Below are 25,310 nucleotides of genomic sequence, written 5' to 3'. Positions count from 1 at the left end.
AGCGAGTCCCGCATGTCGCTCCGCTCATGCGGGCTACGGCAAAACATCCCCTACTCCGTCCTGCGCAAGAACGCCCCGAACGCGCGCGGGCCGTCGCCGGTCTTGATCTCGCCGATCACCTTCAATTCGACCGCATCGATAATGCTCAGCGTGTTGCTTTCCCAGCAGGCGACGATGACGCGCTTGCCGTCGGCGGTCGCATTGATGCCTTCGGGGTAGTCGCCGACATTGATGCTCTTGACCGGCTTCAGGCTTGCCAGGTCGAACACGCTGACGGTGCCGCCATACTGGTCGGTGACGAAGCCGCGCCCTTGCGTCAGCGCAACCGCATAGGGGCGCATCCCGACGGGCACGCGGCCGATCTCGCGCGCTTCCGCGATATCGATGACCGAGACATCGTCGGAGCCGACATTGGCGGTATAGGCGCGCCTTCCCTCGGCATCGATGGTGACGCCGAACGGGCGGGTGCCGACCTTGATCGTCGCCTTGCGTTGGCGCGTCGCCGTATCGACGACGGAGACGCTGTCGTCGTCGCGGTCGGCCGAGAGCAGCAGCTTGCCGTGAGGCGTCACCGCCAGGCCCGACGGCGAGGCACCGACCACGATGCTGGCGGTGACGCTGAGGCTCGCGGCATCGATCACCCGCACCGCCGCCGCATACCAGTCCGCGACATAGATCGTCTTGCCGTCGGGGGCGACCGCGATGCCGAGCGGCCCGCCGCCAACCTCGATCCGGCCAGCGACCTGCCGCGTGGCGGCATCCACCACCGTCACCGCCTTGGCGTCCGGGCTCGTGACATAGGCGAAGCGCCCGTCGGCGCTGACGGCTACGCCCGCCGGCTTGCCGCCGATCGGGATGGTCGCAACGCTACGCGAGATCGCGAGGTCGACGACCATCAGATCGTCGCTGAGCTGGTTGGTGACGAACGCCTCCTCGGCGGAGGCGCAGCCCGGGCAAGCAAGGCTGGCGGCGAGCACCGCCAGGACCAGGACCCGCACGGTCAGCTTCCGCTCTCGATCTTCTTCTTCAGCGCCTCGAGGCCGGCCTTGTAAAGCCCGCTCACCGCGGTCTTGGCGGCCTCGTCACTCAGCTCCGGCGGCGGGTCGTTGTTGGGAAAGCCGCGGTAGAACGCGCCGGCCCATTCCAGCGTCGCGCCCTTGCCGTCGGCGCTCGGCGTCACCGTCAGCGTCGAGGAATAGTTGGTGACCGGCAGCACCTTCACGTCGACGTTGGTGATCCGGTAGGAATAAGTCATCGCGGCGGCGTCGAACTTGTAGAGCTCCTCGTCCACGGTGGCGCCGCCGGTCAGCGTCAGCTTCCGTGTCGCGCCGATCTCGTTGCCCTTCTCGCCCTCGGTCTTGGTCACGGGCGGCAGCCAGCTCATGTCCTGGAAATTGCCAATCACGGCCCACACCTTGGCCGGGGGTGCGTTGATCTCGATGGATTCCCGGACCTTCTGCCGGGTCGGCCCGTGGGCCCAGGCCGGCTCGAACGCCGTCGTCAGGGCCATCCCCACCACCGCCAGCGCCGCCACCCCGGCGATCGCCGTTCCGCTTCTCATCCTCATACCGTTTCCTCACTCTTGGATCTGCGCGACTTGAGGCGCGCTGAGACCATGGTAGCGCATTTTTGGACCGTGGCGAGACCGGTTCGCGGCACGGCTGTGGCGGAGGCGCTCGCCCGTCCGCACCATCCCTTGCGCTGCAAGACGGACAAAACACACCAGACCCGGGTCAATGCGCCATGATGAAAATAATTCGCTTTACGCGAATTCGGAATTATCGCATGTTGCGGCCATCCCAGCCTGGTCCGAGGGGCGTATCGCGATCGTCACGACACGCGGGCGGGGACGTGGTGGACGCGGGCGGCGTCGGCGCGAAGGTGGTTTGCAGGGCGGCTCACGCCGTGAGCAACGGCTTTCGCGCACACGACCGGTGCCGCCCGCGTACGGCAAAATCGTGTGGTCCTGGCGCCCGGGGTCTGTGCGCCAAGTCCTGCTGTGATGCTGCGGCCCAACCGGGCGCGCGTATCAGCCATCCGCAGGGCAACGGGGGCAATAGTGCATCGCTCCCCGGGGAGAGCACGACATAAGCCGTCAAACCACTGCGCAGGGAAGGCCGGATGTTTGGCTTCATCTGTATGCCGCTGTGCAGCTTCTCGTAGCGCAATTTTCGCACAGTGGACCGTGGGTGCCAGCCGGCACCCGGCCTTCCCTGCGCCCTCGGCACTCCTGGGGCGATGATTGCCATGAACCTCGGGCACGATCTGCCGCGAGAATGCGAAGCCGCGTGCCTGTTCGGCTCATGCCCGCCTCCCAACCCATCTTTTGATTGGAACACATCAGGAACACCACCTTCGCGCAAGCTGCATTTGAGAAACATATGGAAACAAACAGCAACAAAACCCGACATGCGTTACTTGACCAAAATTAAGACCTGAGATTGCGGTCTCAGAATGCCCCCGAGAGAACGCAGCCGTGAGACAGCCGACGGCATGAGGCCAGCCCCCACCTCCCTCGCGACCCCGCAATGATTGACGGAAGTCCGGGACCGTACGAAGCCGCGAGGAATGCGCGATGGTATCAACGTATTTCAGCTACAACTACATTTCGCGCCATCTCAAGCAGTCCCTGACGCGGGTTGAACAGCAAGCCGACGTCGCGCGAGAGGCCGCCTATTACAAGGCCAACATCGGCAAGGTGAAGACCGTTGACGATTTCATGAAGGACTATCGCCTCTATCACTATGCGATGAAGGCATATGGCCTGGAAGACATGGCGTATGCCAAGGCTTTCATGAAAAAGGTGCTGGAGAGCGACCTCTCCGACGCAACGAGCTTCGTCAACAAGCTGGTCGACAAGCGTTACCAGGAGTTTGCCGCGGCATTCTCCTTCACGGGCACTACAACGCCGGTTGCGCAATCGGAGGACCAGATCGACGAGATGATCGGTCTGTACACGGCGACCAAGAAGAGCCAGGTCGATGCACTTGCGGACGATACGAAATACTACAGCGCACAGATCGGCAGCATCAGCAGTGCAGACCAGCTGCTGAACAACGATCGTCTCCGCAACTATGTCTATTCGGCATTCGGGATCGATCAAAGCAAGTGGCCGAGCGACACGATAAGTCAGGTCCTGCGCAGCGATCCATCCGATCCAAACAGCTACGTCAACACCACCTTCGCGTCTCAGTTGAGCGGCCTCAACGCCCAGCTCGCGCAAGCGAAATCGGACGTCAGCGCCACCAATACGAAAATCGCCGACTACACGGCCCAGCTCTCGCAACCGGGCGCTGACGTGGCCCAGTTGAACGTCCAGATCCTGGTCGAAAGATATCACCTGGAGTCGTACACGAAGAGCGTATCCGACCTCAGCGACCAGATAGCGACGATAGGTAACTTTGTAGACCTGGCCGGCGCATTCGAGTTTTCGCCTGACGGGTCGCTGCCCTCGGGCGTGTCTGCGCAGACTGCCGCAAACGTCACGCTCACGACAAAGCGGTTCGATGACAGCAAGTCCGCCGTCTATGCGGCGGCAAGCCCGCTGAACGAAGCTCTGGCAATCAGGCAGTTCAGAAACGCCATCCTCAACATCAAGTCAGTGCAGGCCTTGGTCTCGACTCCAGCCGTATATGATTTTGCGCTGGGCGCCGTCGGCCTCGATCCCGAAGAAGTCTCGCAGGACACCGTCAAGGCCGTCCTCGAAAGCGATCTCAGCGATCCCAAGAGCTACGTCTATACGCTCAAGGACGATCGCTACGTCGAGCTCGCGCGTGCCTTCAACTTCGACGCAAGGGGCAATCTGACGACGCCCCTGGTGGCTCAGGACCCGGCCAAAGTCCTCGATATTGCGAAGAACTACGTCATTGTAGCGGTGAGACAGGCAAGTACCGACCAGCAGAAAGCAGTTCGGGAACAGGCCCAGAAAGACGCGACGGCTTATCAGGAAGCCATCGCAGGCATAGACAGCGTTTCCGATCTGCTTGCGAACCGGAAGATGGTCGATTTCATTCTCGTCGCCAAGGGCCTGGACCCCAAGAAGGTCAGCACCGACTATCTCAAGAAGATCTTCGCGTCCGATCTGAACAATCCAAGGAGCTTCGCGAACACCGAGAGCGATCCTCGCTTTGCCGAAATCGCGGCGTCGTTCAATTTCGACAGCAAGGGCGACGTCGCGCGCCTTGCGATGATTGGTCCTCAGAAGCAAGTCCAGTTGCGGGAAACACAGGCGAACTACCTCCAGCAAAGCCTCGAGCAGCAGCAGGGGGATACGAATCCCGGCGTGCGCCTGGCGCTCTATTTCCAGCGAAAGGCGGGAGAAATCACGTCCGCATACGACATCCTTGCCGACAAGGCTCTCTCGGAGGTGTTCAGGACCACCTTCAATCTGCCCGACTCGATGGCGGCGATGCCGATCGATCAGCAGGCCAAGTTCGTGGACAAATTCATGAAGATCAAGGATCTCTCCGATCCCGCGAAGGTCGAAAAGCTGCTGGGCCGTTTCTCCGCCATGTATGACGTCAAAAACAGCCAGAGCATCGGCCAGGGACAATCCCCCTTGCTCAACCTCTTCCAGGGATCGAGCTCTGGGATAAGTGACTCGACGTACTTGGCCATCGCCAAGCTACGTACTCATTGATGATCGCTCGCCGATCCTAGCCCAACACCTCGAGCACCAGCTCCATGGTCACCAGCACGGGATTGTCGCCACGGATCAGACGCCCCTCTGCAATGCCGCCGGTGTAGTCGATCAGGGCAACATCGAGCGTGGCTTCGAGCGTACCCGAAGAGCCCGGCCCGATCGCCCCGGCCGTTATCGCCAGCTCCGTCGCAAACGGCTCGGTCACGCCGCCATGGGTGAAGCGCGCGCCGATGGTCGAGCCAACGCCGCCATGAATCTTCGCGCGCGCGATGCCGTGCGTGCGACAAAAGTCTTCGAGGCAGGCGGCAAAGTCCTGGTTGGGGCGCAGCCGGAGCGCAAAGGCGCGGCTGGTCGTGCGCGCGCCGGTGCTCGCAGCGGCAACGGGCCCGAACAGCTTGAAATTGGTCTCGGGGTCGGGCTCGGCCGTGAACGTCGCGCCGTCGATGCCGAACGCCTCGACCTCGAACGGCTCGGCCACGATGGTCTCGTCGGGGAGCACGTGGCCACCGCTTGCCTTGCCGTCGGCCTCGGTCCAGAGCCCATGGCAATGAAAGAACGGCGCGCCGTCGCGCATGCCGAGCGTCATGCTGCCGAGCTTCGAGCGCGTGATGCCTTGGGGCCGATAGGTGTCGCTGTAGAACGCGGCATTCTCGCCGGTCTTCGACAGTGCCGGCATGACATAGCCGAACGGCCCGAGCGCGCCACCGCAAAAATTCAGCACGCCACCGGCAAATCCCTCCGCGGCAAAGCCCCGGCGCGCGGCCTCCAGCAGCGGCACGCCTGCCTGAAGCGTGAAGGAGAAGGCCAGTCCCCTCGCCTCCACCCATTGAATGCGTTCGGCGACGGGCGCGCCGGGCTGCTTGATATTTCGCATCACCGACGCTCAGCCTGCCTTGATCTTGTCGAGGTCGAGCAGCCCGCGCGCCTCGAGCTCGTCGCGCACCATGCGCTTCGGCACCTTGCCATAGCCGGATTTCGGCAGCGCCTCCCAGAAGAAGAAGCGCTTCGGCATCTTGTAGCGCGGCACCTTCGGCGTGAGGAACGCCGCCATCTCGGCCTCGCTCACGGCCTTCGCGCCTTCCCGCGCGACGCAGACGGCAACACCGACCTCGCCCCAGGTCGCGTCGGGCACGCCGAGCACCGCCACTTCGCCGACCGCGGGATGCGTCAGAATCTTCTCCTCGATCTCGCGCGGATAGATGTTGGAGCCGCCGGAGATGTACATGTCGGACGCGCGGCCGGTGATGTAGACAAACCCCTCCTCGTCCATATGGCCGAGATCGCCGGTGCGGAACCAGCCGTTGCGGAATGCCTTGGCGTTGGCTTCAGGGTTGTCGTAGTAGCCGGCGAATACCGCAGGTCCGATCACGCAGATCTCGCCGCTCTGGTTCGCCTTGAGCTCGCGGCCCTCGTCATCCTGGATCGAGACCTCCATGCCGGTGCGCTCGAAGCCGCAGGTGCCGATCTTCGCATGCGGGCCGTCCTCGGGATCGTGCAGCGCCGCCGGCAGCACGGTAATGTTGCCGGTGACCTCGCCGAGGCCAAAATACTGCACGATGACCTTGCCGAGCTTCGTCAGCGCCGCCTTCTGGTCCTCGCGATACATCGGCGCGCCCGCATAGATCACCTGTCGCAGCGAGGAATGATCGTATTTGTCGACGGCGGGATGCTCGATCATCATCTTCAGGATGGTCGGCACCGTGAAGAGATTGCTGACGCGGTGCGCCTCGATCAGGCGGAACGCTTCGTTGATGTCGAATTTTTCCGTCGGCAGCAGCACGGTGCGCACGCCGCGCGCGGTCTGCACCAGCTGGTGCACGCCGGCGCCATGCGACAGCGGCGCGACCACCAGCGAGGCATCCGCTTCGGTCACGCCGGGGGTGAGATCGGCGAGATGGTTGGTGATGACAAATCCCATCTGGCCGTGGGTCAGCACCGCCGCCTTGGATCGCCCGGTGGTGCCGGAGGTGAAGAAGAACCAGCAGGGGTCGTCATATTCGACCTCGGCATTCGCGACATCGGCGCCGGCCTGCGCGGCGATGACATCGGCCACCGAGCGCTCACCGAACGGGGCCTTGCCGTCGAGGCTCCAGGTGAATTGCAGCGCGCCGCCCTTCACCGCCGCCGCATGCTCGGGAAAATCGACATGGCACAGAAACGCCTTCGCGCCCGAGGCGTCTGCGAGGTAGGCGACCTCATCGGGCATCAGGCGGAAGTTGGTGGGAACCCAGACCGCACCGAGCCGGAACGCGGCGAACATCGAGAAGAACATCTCGTCGCCGTTCTTGGAATGGACGAGGATGCGGTCGCCTTTCGTGATACCGCGCGCGGCGAGCGCAGCGGCCAGCGCCGAGACCTGCGCGTCGATCTCGCGCCAGGTCCAGGATCTGTCGCCCCAAACGAAACCGGGACGCGATCCATGCCGCCGCGCATTCTGGGTCAGCATATAGGCGAGATTCATGACGCGGCGGGACATGCGCAAAGGCTGCATCGGGCTTCCTCTTCGAGCGCGGACGACGCGCAAGCCGCCCGCTCATTGCAGCCCATTTATCGCCATCACCAGCGCCCCCGCAAGGCCGTCCGCCGCACATCTGCCCTACGGCTGCCTGAACGCAAACGGGGTTGCGGTGATCGCCTTCTCCTTGGAGCAGGCCTGCGCGCCAAAACCGCCGCAATAGCTCCCGTGCGGATCGAACCGGACAACGCGCGCGGCGCCGCGCTTCATCGGCGGCGCCACGATCTTGTAGCTGCGGACATAGCCGTCGAACACCGGACGGACGCTGCCATCAGGCAGCGTGACCAGGATGTTCATGACGCAGCCGCCGGTTCCGCAATAGGTGGTCTCGCGCTCCCCGCACTTGGTGTCACGGAAATCGACGATGTAATCGTCGCGGCCATCGCCGGTCAGGTCGACCTTGCGCACCGTGTCCGGAGCGAAGGTCACCGCCCCTCCGTCCTGGCTCTCGCATTCCTCGTTGGCGTAACGCAGCGCCTTCTGCACGCCGGGCGGATAGTCGGCCGGATTGAACGGCTTTGCGTCGTCGGCGCGCGCAGCCGTGGCAAGGAAAGTCAGCAGGAGCAGATATCGCATTCGCGTTGGTCGCGCGCTGGCCCGCGATCGTTCAGGGAATTTTAAACATGATCGGCGCAACCTCGCTCAGTTCTCGCGTACAGAGTGCGCATCATGGTCAAAGCGCCCGCCGTCCTCCTGTTGTCGCTGGCGCTCGCCGGATGTGCCATGGCCCCGCAAGTGCATCTGGCCTCTGATCCCGCCGTCAAGCCTGCACGCTTTGCCTGGGATGGCGCCGGCGAGGATCCCAATCAGCCGCGCGCTGCCTCCGGACCATCGCGAACGACGCGTGCCGCGTCCGAGCGCACCAGGTCGCAGGCCGGACTTCAGCCCTATTCGAAGGAATGGTGGCAGGCGCAGGACGGCATCGAGGCCGAGCAGGACGCCAGGGTCAATCGCTCCCTCGTCATCTGCCAGGGCTGCCTCCGCCCGCAGCCGCAGGCCGAAGATTCCAGGCTCGCCAAAGCGAGTGATTGAACCGAACTGCCTTCACCACGGTCTACAGAGATGCGCTGCGGCCCCGGCCCGCCGCCGTCCGCCATCATCTCAGGGACATCTCATGCTCACCCGTCGCTCCTTCGTCGCCGCTTCTCTGCTAGCCGGCATCTCGCCAGCATTCGCCCAGACCCCAGCCGCGAGCGATCCCCTCGCCATCCTGACTGCGATCTATACCCGCGCCGCCAAGGGCAAGGGCGATGGCGGCGGCGCCTTCATCATCGAGAACAAGGCGGCCAAGGCCAAATATCTCTCCAAGGCACTGGTCGCGCTGTGGGCCAAGGCGGATGCGCATACGCTGAAGGGCGATGTCGGGCCGGTCGATTTCGATCCGGTCACCAATTCGCAGGAACCGGACGTGAAGTCGTTCAAGGTTGACGCCGAGAAGATGGAGGCGGACAAGGCGACCGTCGCGGTGACCATCACCGGCCACCGCAACGACCGGAAACCCACTGATCTGGTCGTGCGTTACGACTTCGTGCGCGAGGCGGGTAGCTGGCGGATCGACGACATCAGGGGCTCCTCCGACGGCGAACCCTGGTCGATCCGCAAGATGCTGACGGACTCGCTCAAGAGCTGACCGGAGACGACATGAGTGACGTCATCGACAACAGGGCCCACTACCGCTTCGAGCTCGAGGTCGAGGGCCACCTTGCGACCGAGCATTACAAGCTCGACGGCAATGTCATCACCTTCGAGCACACCGAGGTGCCGAAAGAGCTCGGCGGCAAGGGGGTCGGCTCCAAGCTGGTGCAAGGCGCGCTCGACCAGGTCCGCGCCGCCGGATTGAAGCTGATCCCGCAATGCCCGTTCGTGAAGGCGTGGATCGAGAAGCACCCGGACTATCAGGATCTGGTGAAATGATGACCGTGCAGGCCCGCCCGTAGCCTGGCGGGCCTCGCGACATCTACGGGCTATTGCCCGTGCTTGAGCATGTCCTGGTCACTCAGGTCCCAGTCCTGCCACAGCAGCAGCACGCCGAGGAGAACCACAGCCGCGCCGAGGCTCGTGTGGTAGATGCGCAGGAACCCTTCACCGGAATAGCCGAGGAAATAGGGCGAGGCGATGAGCCACAACCCGACCAGGATCGTCGCCACCTCCTGCCAGCGCTGCAGCGCGACATATTCGAGCTGACTGATGCCAAACACGATCAGGCCGACTGCGACTGCATTCAGGATGACCGTTGGGTCTCCAACGATCGCGGGCTGATCCTGAATGGGAAACCATGGCGAGACGACAATCAGCGCGCCGAGCAGCATCCCGGACCAGTCTTCCCATGTGCGATGAGTATTCAAGAAACCAAAGCCCGACATCGTACCCTCCTCTGACAGAGGCACACGTCGGCGGCTGGCGATCACGACTTCCGAATGTCTGGCGACCCTGCCTGCCGCATTCGGACGTATGTCCTAGGGAACACGTGGGAACCGCCGGCGACCGCACAAGGGCGGGAGCGAGGATTATTTCGATGGCCGCGCGATGTTGGCCGGCCATCAACTCATATCGCACCGCAGCTAGAGCGCCCCGAGCCGCTTCAACGACTCCTGCGCCGGCTGCAGGCCCGGCTCCAATTCCAGCGCCTTCCTGAAATCGGCGATAGCACCCCGCTTGTCGCCGAGCCGCAGCTTAGCCTGTCCGCGGTTGTTCCAGGAGAACACGTCCGAGGGATCGTATTGCAGCGCCTTATCGTAGTCGGCAACGCCACCCTTGTTGTCGCCCTGGTAGAGCCGGATCATGCCGCGATTGCGCCAGCCGCGCGCATCCGTGGGCGCGAGCCGGATCGCCTCGCCATAATCGGCGGCCGCACGGTCGAGCTGCTCGGCGTCACGATAGACGTTGCCGCGGTCGATATAGGCGATCAGGTCCGGGGCGAGCTTGATCCGCGTGCTGAAGTCGGCGAGCGCATGCGCCGTATCGTGCTTGCGTGCGTAGACGTAGCCGCGATTGGCGTAAGCGCGGGCATAGCTCGGATTGCGCTTGATCGCCGCGTCGAAATCGGCGATGGCGCCGTCGAGGTCGCCCTTGTTGTAACGGGAGTCGCCGCGATTGTTGTAGGCGAGCGCCAGCGAGGGATCGAACTTAATGGCCTGGTCGTAATCGGCGATGGCGCGATCATAATCGCGCTTGAAGTTATAGACGCGACCGCGATTGTTGTAGGCGCAGGCATAATCAGGATCGAGCCTGACCGCTTCGTCGAGATCGGACAGCGCTGCATCGAGCTCGCGCTTCTCGGTGAGGCCATGCCCGCGGCTGCAATAGGCACCGGCGAGCCTGCGGCCAGTCTCGCTCTTGGTGTCAATCACGGTCGAGCAGGCCGTCACCCGCTCATCCGGCGTGCTGGTCAGCGCAAAGCAGGCGTCCCAGGCGGGACCGCCTTCGGCTGCGGCTGGGACCGGAGCTGCCGAAGCGAGCACGGCAAGCAAGGCCGCTAGACTGAGCTGGACGCGCATTTTGCAGATATCTCCCCTGCGGCAACCTCCCTTGGTCGCGCCTTGGCAATGGCGGGTTCAGGCGCCTAGATCAGGGAGTAAGCATTCGCTGCAGAAGGATCAGCCATGACGGCATCGGTACGCGACAACAAGGACAGGAGCCGCTTCGAGCTCGATGTCGGCAGCGACATCGCCTTCGCCAATTACCGGCTGACGCCGTCGGCGGTGATCATCACCCACACCGAGACGCCTCGCGCGCTGCGCGGCCGCGGCATCGCCTCCGAGCTGGTCAAGGGTGCGCTGGATCTGATCCGCCACGACGGCAGGAAGGTGATCGCCGGCTGCGGCTTCGTCGTCGACTATCTCGACAAGCATCCGGAGGATGCGGACCTCGTCGCCTGAACGCAAAAGGGCCCGCGCGATCGCGGGCCCTTGTCGATCCCTCGGCGACGACCGGAAAGATCGGTCAGTGCTTGATCTCAGGCGGCAGCTTGCCGCCATTGGCGGCGAGCTTGGACATCACCTGCTTGTGCAGCCAGACATTCATGCTGGCCGAGTCGTTCATGTCGCCGCTGTAGCCGAGCTCCTTGGCGAGGTCCTTGCGCGCGGCCAGGCTGGAGTCGATGTCGAGCGCCTTCATGAGGTCGACGATCGAGGTGCGCCATTCCAGCTTCTCGCCCTTGTGCGCGGCCACCGCCTTGTCGACGATGGCGGCGACATCGACGGCCGCCATCGGCGCTGATGCCGGTGCCGATGCGCCCGGCGCGGCCCCCGCGGGGGCACTGTCCGGCGCTGCGCCACCGGCGGGCGCGGCGGAAGCCGGATGGCTGCCGAAGATCGCGCCCATGATTTTCCCGAAAATGCTCATGTCTGTTCCCCGAAAAAGATCCGTTGGAAGGGCCTTGAGTGGCCCCTTATAGACGAAGTCACTGCGTTGCGCCCGCGGAGTTCTGCGAACCAACAAACAGCATGAGCTTATCTGCGGCGAAATGACGACCGAATGACATCATTGAGGTTGCACTGCGGCATCAAATTTCACCCAGGCGTGAGGGACAGGACTCGGAATTGGGAGTAGCCTCACGGTTCAACTCGCGATCCCCGTCCGGAATTCGCGTCTGGTTGGAATCGCGAAATTCAGAGAAGAGCGGCCGCTTGCGCCGTTTGCCGGCGACGAGTGCGGCTGCCCGGCAAGGGAGCTAGCGACCATGGCCACACTCTACCAGGGCAATGTACCCACGACGGCCCAGCCTGCGGATGCGGCTGGACCTGTGATCCGAACCATCCAACTGTCCGACCTGCACGAGGCGCTCCGGCGCGGCTGGGAGGATTTCAAGGCCGTTCCGAGCCACGCCATCGTCCTGTGCGTGATCTATCCCGTGCTGGGCCTCGTGCTCGCCCGCGTGGTGATGGGTTATTCCGTACTACCGCTGCTGTTTCCGCTGGCCGCGGGCTTCGCCCTGATCGGCCCGTTCGCAGCCCTTGGCCTCTACGAGCTGTCGAGCCGACGCGAACGCTATGAGGAGGCCAGCGCCTGGGATGCCATTGAGGTGCTGCGCTCGCCTTCGTTCGGCGCGATGCTCGGCCTCGGCACGCTGCTGCTCGCGCTGTTCGTGACCTGGGTTGCGACCGCGCAGGCGATCTATGTTGCGGCGTTCGGCTATGAGGGCGTCACCGGGATCTCGGATTTCCTGACGCGCGTGCTGACGACCCAGCAAGGCTGGTGGCTGATCGTGGTCGGCTGCGGCACGGGTTTCCTGTTCGCTCTCGCCGCACTCTGCATCAGCGTCGTGTCGTTCCCGCTCATGCTCGACCGCCATGCCGGCGCGTTCGAGGCCATGGTCACCTCGCTCCGCGTCGTGGCGAAGAACCCTGTGCCGATGGCGGTCTGGGGTCTGATCGTGGCGGTGCTGCTGGCGCTCGGCACGATCCCGGCCTTCCTCGGCCTCGCCGTCGTGATCCCTCTGCTCGGCCACGCCACCTGGCATCTCTACCGTAAGGTGATCGCCTGCGATCCCGGCGCGCGGCCCGTACCGCCCCCGCCGCATCGTCCGCGCAAGCCGGCCGCCGACTTCCCGGCCAACCTGTTCCCGTGGCGGAATCGAACGGACGCTTAACGATCTCGTGACATCCGATCCTGCCCGGCTGCGGGCAGGATCGGGCACCGTCATGCGCCTTGCTTTGGCCGCGGTTCCGACCGAGATTGCGCGGGCCGGTCAGATCACTTCACGGAATCCATTTCATCTGATGACCCCGACGATTTCTCGTCTCGCTCTCGCAGCCCTCGCCCTCTCCGCATCCATTCTGTCCGCCCAGCCAGCGCTTTCCGCTGTTGCCTGTGGCTCGGGCAATTTCGACGCCTGGCTTGCGGACTTCAAGACCGATGCCGCAGCCAAGGGCATCTCGCAGCAGGCCATCGCCGCCGGGCTCGCAGGTGTGACGCTCGATGAGAGCGTGCTCAAGCGCGACCGCTCGCAGAAGGTCTTCACCCAGACTTTCGAGGAGTTTTCCGGCCGCATGGTCCCGCCGCGCATGACGCGCGGCTCCAACATGATGAAGCAATACGGCTCGGTGCTGTCGCGCATCGAGCAGACCTACGGCGTGCCCGGCGAGGTGCTGGTCGCGATCTGGGGTCTGGAGACCGATTTCGGCGTCAACACCGGCAAGTTCGCCACCATCCGCTCGCTGGCGACGCTGGCCTATGACTGCCGTCGTTCCGACCAGTTTCGCGGCGAGCTGATGGATGCGCTGCGCATCGTCCAGCGCGGCGACCTCGCACCGGGCGACATGAAGGGCGCATGGGCCGGAGAGCTCGGCCAGACCCAGTTCATGCCCTCGTCCTGGATGAAATATGCCGTCGATTTCGACGGCAACGGGAAGCGCGACCTGCTGCACAATGCGCCCGACGTGCTCGCCTCCACTGCCAACTATCTCGCCGGCTACGGCTGGCAAAGGGGTAAGGATTGGCAGCCGGGCGGCCCGAACTTCTCAGTGCTGCAGCAATGGAACAAGAGCGAGGTCTATTCGAAGACCGTCGCCTATTTTGCGGCCCAGCTCGCACGCGCTCCCTAGATCTCGCGTGACAAAACGCATGGGCCGATCGCAAGGCGACCGGCCCTCTCTTGGGTAGCGTTCACTTGCCCAAGGTGGCCTGCATCGCCTTGTTCAGATGCGCGCCGCACGCACCCATTTTGCCGTTGAGCAGGGAGTCCTGAGCCGCAGCGATCTCCTTCTGCGCGACGAACTTGCTGTCGCCGTCGGCCATGTTCTCGATCGCGGTCTCCGTCTTCTCCAGATTGGCCCCGCTGCAGCCGCCCATGGCGTGCTTGGCGGCCTGGGCCGGCGCGACGGCGAATGCGGCGGCAGCGATTGCGATAACCCCGAGTAACTTCGTCATGATGTTACTTTCCTTCTCTTGTTCTTGGGACAGAACCAGCGAGATTGCCGGAATCTGCGGCATGACTTTCCTCCGGTTGCGGCAACTTGCCGCAATAAATTCCCCGCGAGAATTGCGTGATGTTGCGCGCTGCGCAGAGCCGCATGCGAAAATTCTGATTTTCATTACAACTTGGTAATCAGGGCGCGCACCCTTGGCGTGTGTGCACCGCATCAATGGACGGTGGCCAGCCCCAGACCCCATTGGCGCTGGATGCGACCGAGCTCGCCGAAGGTCGTGAGAGCAATCCTGCCGGGCAGCACCGACGAATCGCGCAAGCGCCACGTCACACCTCAAAATTCGAATATATATTCATTTTTATACCGATCGATTCATGCGATTCGCGCATGCGAGACTTGGGCTTACAAGCTACCCCATGGTGTTGCGGATCACGGACATGCAACATATTTCAGTCCTCGTCGGAACCGCATCGCTTACTATAAGTCCGTGATTTCACGGTCTTTTATTGCAGAAAGCGATCTCTCCCGCCCAGCGCTTGGGCGGGACTGCCAAGAGGTTAATCGCCCCTTACCGATGCTATGCGCTCTCCGCTTAGCTGCATCGCAACATCGGAACTTTCGCACTGCACTACTCCCACCTATATTCATTTCAACGATGACGCCTAGGCAAAGGCTGAATCGAACTACAGGAGACTACCAATGCTGCTCTCGCTCATCCGCATGATCCAGGCCTTCCGGGATTATCAGCGCAATGTTGCCGAGCTGTCCCAGCTCAGCGATCGCGAACTGGCCGACATCGGCCTCGATCGCTCGGACATCCCGCGCGTTGCCGCCGGCCAGTATCAGGGCTGATATCGTTCAGCCCTTCACCGGAACGGACCGATAGCGCCCGCCTCGTGCGGGCGTTGTCGTTTCCGGAGGCAGAAAACTCGATCTCGGCGATTCCACTTCTCGCCGAAAAGCGCTACCTGTCCGCCCCATGACAGGACCCCATTCCACCCATTCCAATAGTGTGCACGTGATCGGCGCAGGCCTTGCCGGCTCCGAGGCCGCCTGGCAGGTCGCCAAAGCCGGCGTGCCCGTGGTGCTGCACGAGATGCGGCCGGACCGCATGACCGAGGCGCACCGCACTGACGGGCTCGCCGAGCTCGTCTGCTCCAATTCGTTCCGCTCGGATGACGCTGCCAACAACGCCGTCGGCCTGTTGCACGCCGAGATGCGTCGTCTCGACTCGCTGATCATGCGCGCGGCCGACGCCAACCAGGTGCCCGCCGGCGGCGCGCTTGCGGTCGACCGCGAGGGCTTCTCCGCGGCCGTCACCAAGGCGCTGAACGACCATCCCCTGATCGAGATCGCCCGCGGCGAGGTTGCAGGCCTGCCGCCGGCCGAGTGGAGCAACGTCATCGTTGCGACCGGCCCCCTCACCTCCGCTCCGCTGGCCGATGCCATCCGCGAACTGACCGACGAGAACGCCCTCGCCTTCTTCGACGCGATCGCACCGATCGTGCATCGCGAATCCATCGACATGTCGGTGGCCTGGTTCCAGTCGCGCTACGACAAGGTCGGCCCCGGCGGCAACGGCGCCGACTACATCAACTGCCCGATGACCAAGGAGCAGTATGACGGCTTCGTCGCCGCGCTGATCGCCGGCGAGAAGACCGAGTTCAAGGAATGGGAGACCAACACGCCCTATTTCGACGGCTGCCTGCCGATCGAGGTCATGGCGGAGCGCGGCCCCGAGACGCTGCGCCACGGTCCGATGAAGCCGGTCGGCCTGACCAATCCGCACGATCCGACCACCAAGGCCTACGCCATCGTGCAGCTGCGCCAGGACAACAAGCTCGGCACGCTCTACAACATCGTCGGCTTCCAGACGAAGCTGAAGTACGGCGAGCAGCAGCGCATCTTCCGCACCATTCCCGGGCTGGAGAAGGCCGAATTCGCCCGCCTCGGCGGCCTGCATCGCAACACCTTCCTCAACTCACCAAAGCTGCTCGACGGCCAGTTGCGCCTGCGCGCGCAGCCGCGGCTGCGCTTTGCCGGCCAGATGACCGGCTGCGAGGGCTATGTGGAATCCGCCAGCGTCGGCCTGATCGCCGGCCTCTATGCGGCCGCGGATGCACGCGGCGAGACGCTAGAGAGCCCGCCGGGCACGACCGCCCTGGGATCGCTGCTCGGCCACATCACCGGCGGCCACATCGAGACCATCGAGCCGGGCACGCGCTCGTTCCAGCCGATGAACATCAATTTCGGTCTATTCCCGCCGCTCGCGAGCGCACCGACCAAGAAGCCCGACGGTACGCGGCTGCGCGGCAACGAGAAGACGGTGGCCAAGAAGCAGGCGATGAGTGCGCGGGCGCTTGCCGATCTCGATCGCTGGATCGCCGATCACCTGCGCATCGCCGCCGCTGCGTGAGTTTCCGATGAGCCTCCCCAAAGACGACGCCGCAGAGCTCTCGGCGCGCTGGACCGAGGGCGTGCTGCTCAAGCGCGACGTGTTCTCGACCGTCGAACGCGGCCGCTTCCGGTCCGGGACCGGCGAGGTCGACGCGGTGCTGCGCCGGCTGGACGAAGTGCCGTGGTGGTCGTACCTGCTGGCGCGTCATCTGTTCGCGCGCGAGAAGCATGCGCTCGCGCTCGCGAAGGGTCTGAACGTCGGTCCCGAGCTGCTCTGGGCCGGCCGCCGCGCCTTGGTGCGCGGCTTCGTCGACGGCGTCGCGCTGCATCTGGCAAAGCCTCATGGCGACCTCGCCTATTTCCGCTCGGCCAAGGCTGCGCTGCGCCGGCTGCGCCGCGCCGGCATCTGCCACAACGATCTTGCCAAGGAGCAGAACTGGCTGGTCGGCCGCGACGGCCGCGCCTATGTGACCGACTTCCAGCTCGCCGCCTGCTTTGCGCGCCGCGGCCGGCTTTACCGCATCCTTGCCTACGAAGATCTCCGCCACCTGCTCAAGCACAAACGCTCCTATGCGCCGGAGGCGCTGACGCCGCGCGAGCGAAAAATCCTGGCGAAGAAGTCGTTTGCTGCAAGCCTGTGGCTTGTCACGGGCAAGAAGGTCTACCGCGCCATCACCCGCGGCCTGTTCAATTTCACCGACCGCGAAGGCGGCGGCCGCCGGCTCGTCAACGACGCGCCGGTGCTGGCCGAGCTGATCCGGAAGAATCCGGCCGTGCGCGACACCGCCATCGTGGCCTTTGCCGATCGGCGCTCCGGCGTCGGCCTCTATGCCTTCGTCGAAGCGGATCAGGCCACGCTCGAAGGCCAGCTCCGGAGCGAGCTTTCGGCGGCCAGGGGTCCGAAGCCACCGGAGCACATCCAGGTGGTCCACGCGCTGCCGCGCGACACCAGCGGCAAGCCGCGCACCGAGATTCTGCAACTGGTCGCCATGAACCAGCTCGACCTGATCGAGCCGATGATGAGGAACGACCAGGACCGCGCCTTCCTCAAGGACATTCTGGAGCAGCGCAAGAACCTGCGCGACCGCTTCAATTTCGAGGCAGACCTGCCGGCCGGCTAGTCCGGCGGACCGTGCCTTGAAGCGTCCACATTGGCGATAGAGAAGCGGTCGGATAATTCAGCCTTGGCGGGGTCATGGGCACTCGGGGGATGACGATGCAGCGTACGGTTGGCGGTCTGATCGCCGGCGTTCTGCTGCTTGCGGCCGCCCCCGCAATGGCCGAATCCCCGGCCGAGCTGATCTCGGGCTTCCGCCTCAAGCACGGTGAAGTCCGCGTCGTCCGCGATGCCACGCTCGACCGCATCGCCATGGACCAGGCCCGCGCGATGGCGGCGAAGGACGATCTCAGCCACGACGCGCTCGGCCCGTTCAACCGCCGCGTCGCCCCGGCCGGTGCGGGACGCGCCGCCGAGAACATCGCCTATGGCTACGACAATTTCGAGAAGACGCTGGGCCAATGGATCGACTCCTCCGGGCACCGCAAGAACCTGTTGCTGCACAACGCCTCCCGCGTCGGCATCGCGAGTGCCAGGAACGCCAGCGGCAAGCGTACTTATTGGGCGATGGTCATTGCCGGCGACTATGAACCGAAGGGCAAAGGCAAGGGCAAGAAGAAGGACGGTGGCCGCTGGTTGCCGTGAAGCGCGACGCGGCGCCTGCCAGCAAGCCGAAATCCAGTAGCTGCCACATCAAGCTGCTCAGCCTCTGCATCTGAGACCAAGCCGGGCCGTCTTGCTCGCGCTCTTCGACGCGTCTAATTGATGCTCGAAGATGCGAGAAGCGGAGGCGCAAGTGATCGACATCGACCGGATACGCGCCGAGACGCCGGCCGCCTCGCGGCTCGCGTACCTGCATAACGCCGGCGCAGCTCTGATGCCGGCGCCCGTTGCCACGGCGATGAAGCAGCATATCGATCTCGAAACCGAAATCGGCGGCTATGCCGCTGCCGACCGCGAGTCCGATCGGCTCGAAGCGGTCTACGGCTCGGTCGCCCGTCTGCTGAACGCCGCGCCTGACGAGATCGCCCTCGTGGAAAACGCGACGGTTGCCTGGCAGATGGCGTTCTACGCGCTGCCGTTCCGCAAGGGCGACCGCATCCTGACCGCCGAGGCGGAGTACGCGGCCAACTATGTCGCGTTCCTGCAAGTCGCCAAACGTACGGGCGCGATCATCGACGTGGTGCCGAGCGACGCAACGGGCGAACTCGACATCCAGGCGCTCGAACGCATGATCGACGCGCGCGTGAAGCTGATCGCCATCACCTGGGTCCCGACCAATGGCGGGCTGGTCAATCCCGCTGCAGCCGTCGGGAAGATCGCGCGGGCGCACAGCATTCCCTATCTGCTCGACGCCTGCCAGGCGGTCGGCCAGATGGCCGTCGACGTCGAAGCCATCGGCTGTGACATGCTGTCGGCGACGGGGCGCAAGTTCCTGCGCGGCCCGCGCGGCACTGGTTTTCTCTATGTCCGCCGCACGCTGCTGCAGCAGCTCGAACCGCCGATGATCGACCATTTTGCGGCGCCCTGGGTCTCGCGCGATCAATATCGGCTGCGCGACGATGCGCGCCGCTTCGAGACCTGGGAGAATAATTACGCGGCCCGGCTCGGGCTCGGCACTGCCATCGATTATGCACTCGATATCGGCATGGGACATATCGCGCAGCGCTGCCAGATGCTGGCGGGCCGTCTTCGCAGCGGCCTCGCCTCCATTCGCGGCATCACCCTTCGCGACCTCGGCCGCACGCCGGGCGCTATCGTGAGCTTCACGATGGAAGGGCATGAGGCTGACGCCATCGTTCGGAGCGCCGCTGCGGCAGGCATCGCCATCGGCGCTTCGGATCCGGCGAGCACCCGCATCGACGCCGAACTCCGCGCGCTGCCGCCGCTCGTGCGCGCATCCCCGCATTACTACAATACGGAAGCGGAGATCGACCGGTTGATCGATCACCTCACGGGCTTGGCGCCGCGATAACGGGCTAGGCGCCACTCACGTGCAGCGCGCGCTCAGTCCGGATGCGCTGAGCCTCGCCATGACCTCGTCGAGATGCGCGCTGTCGCGGGTCTCGATGACCAGCTGCAGCAGCGTGGCCTTGGCCGGCAGGTCGGAGAAGGTCCGCTGGTGCGAGACCTCGATGATGTTGGCGCCGGCTTCGGCCAGCAGCGCCGCCACGGCGGCCAGCTGACCGGGCCTGTCGGGAATGTCGAGCGAGAGCTGAGTGAGGCGCCCCTCGCGCGCAAGCTCGCGGGTCAGGACGGAGGCGATCAGCCTTGTGTCGATGTTGCCGCCGCTCAGGACGAGGCCGACCTTCTGGCCGGCGAAACGGGACGGATCGGACATCAGCGCGGCAAGGCCGGCGGCGCCGGCGCCTTCGACAACGGTCTTCTCGATCGAGATCAGGGTCGCCAGCGCGCGCTCGAGCTCGGCTTCGTTGACCAGCGCGATGTCATCGACGAGGCGGCGGACGATCTCGGTCGTGATCTTGCCCGGCGATTTCACCGCGATGCCTTCGGCCAGCGTGTCGCCGCGCGCCGGGAGATTGCCGTCATGGATCGCATTGTACATCGACGGATAGAGCCAGGCCTCGACACCGAGGATCCGCAGCGACGGCTTGATCGACTTCGCGGCGATGGCGATGCCGCTGATCAGCCCGCCGCCGCCGATCGGGACGACCAGCGTGTCGAGCTCCGGCACGGCCTTCAGCATTTCGAGGCCAACGGTGCCCTGCCCGGCGATGACGAGCGGATCGTCGTAGGGATGGACGAAGATCATGCCGCGGGCCTCGCCGTGGCTGCGCGCAAAGGCGGCCGCCTCCTCCAGCGTCGTGCCAGTGACGACGACTTCCGCGCCGTGGTGCCTGGTGTTCTCGACCTTCACCATGGGTGTGCCGATCGGCATCACGATGGTGGCGGGAATACCGAGCCGCCTGGCGTGATAGGCGACGCCCTGCGCGTGATTGCCCGCGGACATCGCGATCACGCCCCGCGCGCGCTCCTCTGGCGTCAGCGCGGTGAGCCGGTTCAACGCGCCGCGTTCCTTGAACGAGGAGGTGAACTGGAGGTTCTCGAATTTGAGCCAGATGTCGCAGCCGCAGATGCTGCTCAGCGTGCGGCTGTAGCTGCAGGGCGTCTCGACGACGGCGCCCCGGATGGTCTCGGCGGCGGCGTGAATGTCATCAGGCGCGACCGCAAGGCCGCTGAGATCGGGGGACGTAGTTTGGGACAACTCAGCCATGGGACAGCATAGAGCATTTGGCAGGCCCGGGCGATAAGCCAACCGCTATTTGGTAAATTCCCGGGAACGCGAAGCCCGCCATAGCGTCCACAGTGTCCGCAGCCGCGACGAAGGCTGCGGAGCAAACGGATTGCGCCCGGGCTGCGACTGGCGCTTGAGGTCGGCGCGCGCCTGGCTCAGCGGCAGAAACGCCGGCCGCACCGACGGCGGCAGCTGCGCCAGCAGCGACAAGGCCGTGGTCAAATGCTGCTGCGCCTCGCCGGTGAGCTGGTCCAGCACGGCGCGCAGGCCCGGCATCTCCTTGCCGGCGAAGACATCCTCCATGCTGCAGCCATGGCTCGCCAGCACCTGCTGCGGCAGGAACAATTGCCGGTGCGCTGCGTCACGCGGCAGATTGGCAATGATTTGCGCGATGCCCTGCGCCAGCCCGGCGTGCCTCGCGAGATGCTCAGCCGCCTCCGACGGCGGCCCCATAACCAGGGCTGCCAGACCGAACAACGCCGATGAGGTCGCGGCCAGATAGCCCTCCAGCGCCGCCATGGTCGGCATCGGATCGTTGTAGAGATCGAACTGATGCTCGTCGGCGAGCAGCGACAGCGGCTCGACCGGCAGGTCGAAATCGCGGATCGCGCGCAGCAACTCGGCCGCGACCGGATTGCCCTCGGCGCTGCCATGGACATGGCCCGAGAGCATGTCGGTCCACCATTGCAGGCGGATTTCGCCGGGCAAAGGCTGGCTCACCTGGTCGCGGACGCGGACGATCTCGACGTTGAAGGCATAGAGCGCCAGCAGCGCGCGGCGCTCGGCAGCCGGCGCGAACAGGGTGGCGACATAGCGCGGAAAATCGTGGCTGCGCACGAGATCGGCGCAGAAGGCAGCCGAATCGGACGGCGGCGAAGCGCTGCTCATGGCACGGCGATCAGCGCGGCGGCGACGCGCCGCCGTTCGCCGATCATGATGTTGTAGGTGCGCACGGCCGGGCCGGTCTGCATCGTGTCCAGCACCACCCTCACCGCCTTGAGCGCCTGGCGCAGCTCCGGTGGGGGCAGCCAGAACCCGGTTCCGGTGCCGACCAGGAGCGTGTCGATGCTGTTGGCGGCCGCGAACACCCGATCCAGCGAATAGCGGTCGATCTTTGCGGGATCGCTCACGTCCCAGGCCCAGATTGCGTCGGGCAGGCACAACAGCGATCCCCGATGCGACATGCCGGCAAAGGCGAAGCCGCCCTTGCCATAGGCATCGATCGGCGCCGAGCGCGGGAAATGCGGTGCGTTGGGATCGCCGGCCATCTGGTTCGTCCGAATGAGCCTATTGCCCTCGCAAACGCCTGCGAGGGCCTGCAGTTCGGATCATGCCTTGTTTTTCTTCGCCGGCGTAGCCGTATCGGGCGCATCCTCGCGATGCTCGCCGACGCCGAGATAGATCAGGATCGGCGCCGCAATGAAGATCGAGGTGTAGGTACCGACCAGCACAACGCCGAACATCATCACCGCCGTGAAGCTGTGGATGGCGTGGCCGCCGAACAGCAGCAGCGCGAGCAGCGCCAGCGTCACCGTGACGTGGGTGATGATCGAGCGGGACAGCGTCGAGTTGATGGACTCGTTGAGCAGCTGCGGCATCGGCATCTTCTTGTAGCGCCGCAGCATTTCGCGGATGCGGTCGTAGATGACGACGGTGTCGTTGAGCGAATAGCCGAGAATGGTCAAAAGCGCCGCGATGCTGGTCAGGTCGAAATCGACCTGGCTGATCGACATGAAGCCGATCGTCAGCACGATGTCGTGCACGTTGGCGATCATGGCGCCCAGCGCGAACTGCCATTCGAACCGGAACCAGAGATAGATCAGGATCGCGACGATCGCGAGCATCAGGCCGAGCATGCCGTAGGCGAGCAGCTCGCCGGCGACGCGCGGACCGATCACCTCAGTGCGCTCAATGCTGACGTTATCTCCGAGCGCGCCACGAAGCTTCTGCAGGGCTGCCTGCTGTGCGGCGTCGCCACCCGGCTGTTCCGCAACGCGGATCAGGACGTTCTCGGGGCCGCCGAACTGCTGCAACTGGACTTCGCCGAGACCGAGGGCGTCGAGCCTGGTGCGCATCGCCGCGATGTCCACGGTGCCGGACCTCGCCTTCACCTCCAGCAGCGTGCCGCCCTTGAAGTCGATACCGAGGTTCAGTCCATGGGTGAAGAACAGCGTGATCGCGACGATCGAGAGCGCCGCCGAGATCGGGAAGCTGATGCGGCGGAAGCGCGTGAAGTCGAAATGCGTGTTGTCAGGAACGATGCGCAGCGATGGCAACAGGCCGAGGGCCGCGACCACGGTGAGGATGGCAATGAGGACGCCGAGCCCGATGAGAACGGTGTGAGTCACGATCAGGCTCCTAGATCGGCACGCTCTGCGGCCGCTTCCACCGCACCCATCCGGCGACGATCAGCCGGGTCAGGGTGAAGGCGGTGAACACCGTGGTGATGATGCCAATGCCGAGCGTCACGGCGAAGCCGCGCACCGGGCCGGTGCCGATGTAGAACAGCACCGCGGCGGCAATGAAGGTGGTGATGTTGGAATCGAGGATGGTGGCGAGCGCCCGCTTGAACCCGGCGTCGATCGCCGAGATCGCGTTGCGGCCGCCGCGCAGCTCCTCGCGGATGCGCTCGTAGATCAGCACGTTGGAGTCCACCGCGATGCCGACGGTGAGCACGATGCCGGCGATGCCGGGCAGCGTCAGCGTGGCGTTGAGCAGCGACAGCAGGCCGAAGATCATGGCGACGTTGATGGCCACTGCGACGTTCGCGAACACCCCGAACAGCCGGTAGGTCACGAGCATGAAGATAATGACGAGGATCGAGCCGACATAGGCCGCAAGCTCGCCCTTCTCGATCGAATCCTGGCCGAGGCCCGGACCGACGGTGCGCTCCTCGACCACCGTGAGCGGCGCCGGCAGCGCGCCGGCGCGCAAGAGGATGGCGAGATCGTTGGCAGACTGCACGGTGAAATTGCCGGAGATCTGGCCCTGGCCGCCGGTGATGGGTTCGCGGATGACGGGCGCCGAGATCACCTTGTTGTCGAGCACGATCGCGAACGGCAGCCCCACATTCTCGGTGGTGGCCTGCGAGAATTTGCGCGCGCCCGACGTATTGAACTTGAAGCTCACGACCGGCTCACCCGTGCGCTGGTCGAAGCTCGCCTGGGCATCGGTCAGATCGCCACCGGCAACCAGCACCTGCTTCTTGACCACATAGGGCGTCGGTGGCGGCGAGGCGCTCATCAGCAGCTCGGATTCCGGCGGCAACCTGCCCTGCTGCGCCTGATCCGGCGGCACGGAGGTGTCGACCATGCGGAATTCCATCTTCGCGGTCCTGCCGAGCAGCTCCTTCAGGCGGGTCGGGTCCTGCAGGCCGGGGACCTGCACCAGGATGCGATCGTTGCCCTGGCGCTGGATGACCGGCTCGACGGTGCCGAGCTCGTTGACGCGGCGCTCGACGATCTGGATCGATTGCTCGATGGTCTTGCGCATGCGGTCGAGCATCGCAGCCTGCGGGATGCTCAGGCGGATCACGCCGCCGCCGGCGTCCGTCACCTCGAGGTCGCGCTGGCCGCTGGATCCCATCAGACCACCAAGCGGCTGGGACAATTCGCGCAGCTTGGCGAGCGCCGGCTGCACGTCGGTTTCCTTGGTGATGCGAACCTCGGCCGCGTCATTGCGCACGGTGACGCCGCCGGTGAAGCCGATCTTGGCATCGCGCAGCGTCCGGCGAACGTCGTCGCGGATCTGGTCCAGCCGTTCCTTCTTCACGTAGCTGGAATCGACCTCGAGCAGCAGATAGGAGCCGCCCTGAAGATCGAGGCCGAGCACGAGCCGGCGCTGTGCCCAGGCCGGCCAGGTCTTGACCGTCGCCTCCGGGAAGAAATTCGGGACCGCGCAGAGGCACACGATCAGCGCTGTCAGGATAATCCCGAGCGCCCTCCACCGCGTGAAATACAACATCGACTGGACCTGTCAGATCAGGAGACTTGCAGGAAACTTGAACGAGCCGCGGAAGCACTCACTTCGACGCGGCGTCGTCCTTGGCGGTTTCCTTCGCGCTATCCTTGGATTCCTTCGCCGGCTCGCCCTTGGCGCGCACGCCGGAGATCATCTGGCGCATCTGGCGAACGCGCACGCCGTCGGAAATCTCGAACTCGATCTGGTCGTCATCGACGACCTTGGTGACCTTGCCGACGAGGCCGCCCGAGGTCACGACGGTGTCGCCGCGGCGGATGTTCTTCACGAGGTCGGCGTGGTCGCGGACCTTCTTCTGCTGCGGACGCAGAATCAGGAAGTACATGATCACGAAGATGAGCGCGAACGGCAGCAGCGACATCAACATGCTGTTGGTGTCACCGGCGCCCGCAGCCTGGGCATACGCAGGGGTAATCAACATTCGGACGATCCTCGTGAGAACGGGGGAAAGCCGGTCAGGCCCTGAAGGCCGACCGGCTCGGTCAAATTCGCGCGGACTATAGCGGCCACCGCCCCAATTGCAACGCTGCCAGACCGTCGATTTGGCCACCTTGCGGCGCGGCGTCAGGCCCGATAAGGCTGCATTCTCAGGAACT

The 25,310-nt window shown here is 64.7% G+C and carries 26 protein-coding genes and 1 pseudogene; 12 read left to right on the top strand and 15 right to left on the bottom strand.

Translation table 11 applies throughout. The annotated features are described in order from the left end of the window. Nucleotides 1-50: 50 nt before the first annotated feature. Entirely contained in the window at nt 51-998 is a 948-nt protein-coding gene (locus tag XH79_RS06230) for a YVTN family beta-propeller repeat protein (protein ID WP_271581070.1), read from the bottom strand. 2 nt (nt 999-1,000) lie between these two features. Continuing rightward, nucleotides 1,001-1,567, bottom strand: coding sequence for an SRPBCC family protein (locus XH79_RS06225; RefSeq protein ID WP_212336164.1), 567 nt, complete (start codon nt 1,565-1,567; stop codon nt 1,001-1,003). Nucleotides 1,568-2,575: 1,008 nt separating this feature from the next. Here XH79_RS06225 and XH79_RS06220 point away from each other — a divergent pair. Beyond that, nucleotides 2,576-4,639, top strand: coding sequence for a DUF1217 domain-containing protein (locus XH79_RS06220; protein ID WP_271581069.1), 2,064 nt, complete (start codon nt 2,576-2,578; stop codon nt 4,637-4,639). Nucleotides 4,640-4,655: 16 nt separating this feature from the next. Here the strand turns inward: XH79_RS06220 and XH79_RS06215 are convergent, their stop codons facing one another. From XH79_RS06215 to XH79_RS06205, 3 genes are all read right to left on the bottom strand, one after another. After that, a complete protein-coding gene (locus XH79_RS06215; RefSeq protein WP_271581068.1) occupies nt 4,656-5,516 on the bottom strand; it encodes a PCC domain-containing protein in 861 nt (286 codons plus the stop codon). 9 nt (nt 5,517-5,525) lie between these two features. After that, on the bottom strand, nt 5,526-7,133 hold the full coding sequence (locus XH79_RS06210) for an acyl-CoA synthetase (protein ID WP_271581067.1): 1,608 nt from the start codon (nt 7,131-7,133) through the stop codon (nt 5,526-5,528). Nucleotides 7,134-7,238: 105 nt separating this feature from the next. Next, nucleotides 7,239-7,733 carry a hypothetical protein gene (locus tag XH79_RS06205; RefSeq protein WP_271581066.1) on the bottom strand — a complete coding sequence of 165 codons (495 nt, stop codon included), beginning with the start codon at nt 7,731-7,733 and terminating at the stop codon, nt 7,239-7,241. 93 nt (nt 7,734-7,826) lie between these two features. On the opposite strand from XH79_RS06205, the gene XH79_RS06200 reads away from it, so the two are divergent. The 3 genes from XH79_RS06200 (at nt 7,827) to XH79_RS06190 (ending at nt 9,071) form a co-directional block, all read left to right on the top strand. Beyond that, nucleotides 7,827-8,189: a hypothetical protein gene (locus XH79_RS06200; protein WP_271581065.1), complete on the top strand. Its 363-nt coding sequence runs from the start codon at nt 7,827-7,829 to the stop codon at nt 8,187-8,189. A gap of 82 nt (nt 8,190-8,271) precedes the next feature. Then, nucleotides 8,272-8,787: a DUF3828 domain-containing protein gene (locus XH79_RS06195; protein ID WP_271581064.1), complete on the top strand. Its 516-nt coding sequence runs from the start codon at nt 8,272-8,274 to the stop codon at nt 8,785-8,787. An 11-nt stretch (nt 8,788-8,798) separates the two neighbouring features. Continuing rightward, nucleotides 8,799-9,071 carry a GNAT family N-acetyltransferase gene (locus XH79_RS06190; protein ID WP_271581063.1) on the top strand — a complete coding sequence of 91 codons (273 nt, stop codon included), beginning with the start codon at nt 8,799-8,801 and terminating at the stop codon, nt 9,069-9,071. Between the two features lie 50 nt (nt 9,072-9,121). Here XH79_RS06190 and XH79_RS06185 read toward each other — a convergent pair whose 3' ends face one another. Both XH79_RS06185 and XH79_RS06180 read right to left on the bottom strand, forming a co-directional pair. Beyond that, nucleotides 9,122-9,520, bottom strand: coding sequence for an SPW repeat domain-containing protein (locus XH79_RS06185; protein WP_271581062.1), 399 nt, complete (start codon nt 9,518-9,520; stop codon nt 9,122-9,124). A 198-nt stretch (nt 9,521-9,718) separates the two neighbouring features. After that, nucleotides 9,719-10,654 (bottom strand): tetratricopeptide repeat protein, encoded by a 936-nt coding sequence (locus tag XH79_RS06180; RefSeq protein WP_271581061.1) that lies wholly within the window; start codon nt 10,652-10,654, stop codon nt 9,719-9,721. A gap of 105 nt (nt 10,655-10,759) precedes the next feature. Here XH79_RS06180 and XH79_RS06175 point away from each other — a divergent pair, with 105 nt between their 5' ends. Further along, a complete protein-coding gene (locus XH79_RS06175) occupies nt 10,760-11,035 on the top strand; it encodes a GNAT family N-acetyltransferase (protein WP_271581060.1) in 276 nt (91 codons plus the stop codon). A 64-nt stretch (nt 11,036-11,099) separates the two neighbouring features. On the opposite strand, the gene XH79_RS06170 is transcribed toward XH79_RS06175, so the two are convergent. Next, on the bottom strand, nt 11,100-11,501 hold the full coding sequence (locus XH79_RS06170) for a DUF3597 domain-containing protein (RefSeq protein WP_271581059.1): 402 nt from the start codon (nt 11,499-11,501) through the stop codon (nt 11,100-11,102). 337 nt (nt 11,502-11,838) lie between these two features. On the opposite strand from XH79_RS06170, the gene XH79_RS06165 reads away from it, so the two are divergent. Both XH79_RS06165 and XH79_RS06160 read left to right on the top strand, forming a co-directional pair. After that, a complete protein-coding gene (locus XH79_RS06165; protein ID WP_271581058.1) occupies nt 11,839-12,747 on the top strand; it encodes a DUF2189 domain-containing protein in 909 nt (302 codons plus the stop codon). A gap of 130 nt (nt 12,748-12,877) precedes the next feature. Next, nucleotides 12,878-13,702, top strand: coding sequence for a lytic murein transglycosylase (locus XH79_RS06160; RefSeq protein WP_212336142.1), 825 nt, complete (start codon nt 12,878-12,880; stop codon nt 13,700-13,702). 61 nt (nt 13,703-13,763) lie between these two features. On the opposite strand, the gene XH79_RS06155 is transcribed toward XH79_RS06160, so the two are convergent. After that, nucleotides 13,764-14,090 (bottom strand): hypothetical protein, encoded by a 327-nt coding sequence (locus XH79_RS06155; protein ID WP_212336140.1) that lies wholly within the window; start codon nt 14,088-14,090, stop codon nt 13,764-13,766. Nucleotides 14,091-14,725: 635 nt separating this feature from the next. Here XH79_RS06155 and XH79_RS06150 point away from each other — a divergent pair. From XH79_RS06150 to XH79_RS06130, 5 genes and pseudogenes are all read left to right on the top strand, one after another. Continuing rightward, a complete protein-coding gene (locus XH79_RS06150; RefSeq protein WP_007590701.1) occupies nt 14,726-14,878 on the top strand; it encodes a DUF1127 domain-containing protein in 153 nt (50 codons plus the stop codon). A gap of 127 nt (nt 14,879-15,005) precedes the next feature. Then, complete coding sequence (trmFO, locus tag XH79_RS06145; protein ID WP_271581057.1) at nt 15,006-16,442, top strand: methylenetetrahydrofolate--tRNA-(uracil(54)-C(5))-methyltransferase (FADH(2)-oxidizing) TrmFO; 1,437 nt, start codon at nt 15,006-15,008, stop codon at nt 16,440-16,442. A gap of 7 nt (nt 16,443-16,449) precedes the next feature. After that, nucleotides 16,450-17,544, top strand: coding sequence for a serine/threonine protein kinase (locus XH79_RS06140; RefSeq protein ID WP_271581056.1), 1,095 nt, complete (start codon nt 16,450-16,452; stop codon nt 17,542-17,544). A gap of 95 nt (nt 17,545-17,639) precedes the next feature. Then, a pseudogene (locus tag XH79_RS06135) lies at nt 17,640-18,199 on the top strand (CAP domain-containing protein). A gap of 77 nt (nt 18,200-18,276) precedes the next feature. Further along, complete coding sequence (locus tag XH79_RS06130) at nt 18,277-19,455, top strand: aminotransferase class V-fold PLP-dependent enzyme (RefSeq protein WP_271581055.1); 1,179 nt, start codon at nt 18,277-18,279, stop codon at nt 19,453-19,455. Nucleotides 19,456-19,470: 15 nt separating this feature from the next. Here XH79_RS06130 and XH79_RS06125 read toward each other — a convergent pair whose 3' ends face one another. The 6 genes from XH79_RS06125 to yajC are packed head-to-tail and all read right to left on the bottom strand — an operon-like array spanning nt 19,471 to nt 25,135. Further along, the gene (locus XH79_RS06125) at nt 19,471-20,715 is read right to left on the bottom strand and encodes a threonine ammonia-lyase (RefSeq protein ID WP_212336130.1); all 1,245 of its coding nucleotides are present in this window, start codon (nt 20,713-20,715) and stop codon (nt 19,471-19,473) included. 45 nt (nt 20,716-20,760) lie between these two features. Continuing rightward, the gene (locus XH79_RS06120) at nt 20,761-21,624 is read right to left on the bottom strand and encodes a phytoene/squalene synthase family protein (RefSeq protein ID WP_271581054.1); all 864 of its coding nucleotides are present in this window, start codon (nt 21,622-21,624) and stop codon (nt 20,761-20,763) included. Further along, nucleotides 21,621-22,004 carry an Mth938-like domain-containing protein gene (locus XH79_RS06115; protein ID WP_271581053.1) on the bottom strand — a complete coding sequence of 128 codons (384 nt, stop codon included), beginning with the start codon at nt 22,002-22,004 and terminating at the stop codon, nt 21,621-21,623. Before XH79_RS06115 ends, XH79_RS06120 begins: the two co-directional genes overlap by 4 nt. Before the next feature lie 60 nt (nt 22,005-22,064). Then, a complete protein-coding gene (gene secF / locus XH79_RS06110) occupies nt 22,065-23,084 on the bottom strand; it encodes a protein translocase subunit SecF (RefSeq protein WP_271581052.1) in 1,020 nt (339 codons plus the stop codon). A 10-nt stretch (nt 23,085-23,094) separates the two neighbouring features. After that, on the bottom strand, nt 23,095-24,699 hold the full coding sequence (gene secD, locus XH79_RS06105) for a protein translocase subunit SecD (protein ID WP_212336124.1): 1,605 nt from the start codon (nt 24,697-24,699) through the stop codon (nt 23,095-23,097). Between the two features lie 58 nt (nt 24,700-24,757). Then, nucleotides 24,758-25,135, bottom strand: coding sequence for a preprotein translocase subunit YajC (yajC, locus tag XH79_RS06100; RefSeq protein WP_028171851.1), 378 nt, complete (start codon nt 25,133-25,135; stop codon nt 24,758-24,760). Nucleotides 25,136-25,310 lie beyond the last annotated feature (175 nt).

This window comes from Bradyrhizobium sp. CCBAU 45389, from assembly GCF_028128625.1.
GTDB lineage: Bacteria > Pseudomonadota > Alphaproteobacteria > Rhizobiales > Xanthobacteraceae > Bradyrhizobium > Bradyrhizobium liaoningense_B.
The sequence above is the reverse complement of the archived record's forward strand: the minus strand, read 5'-3'. Positions and strand labels throughout refer to the sequence as shown.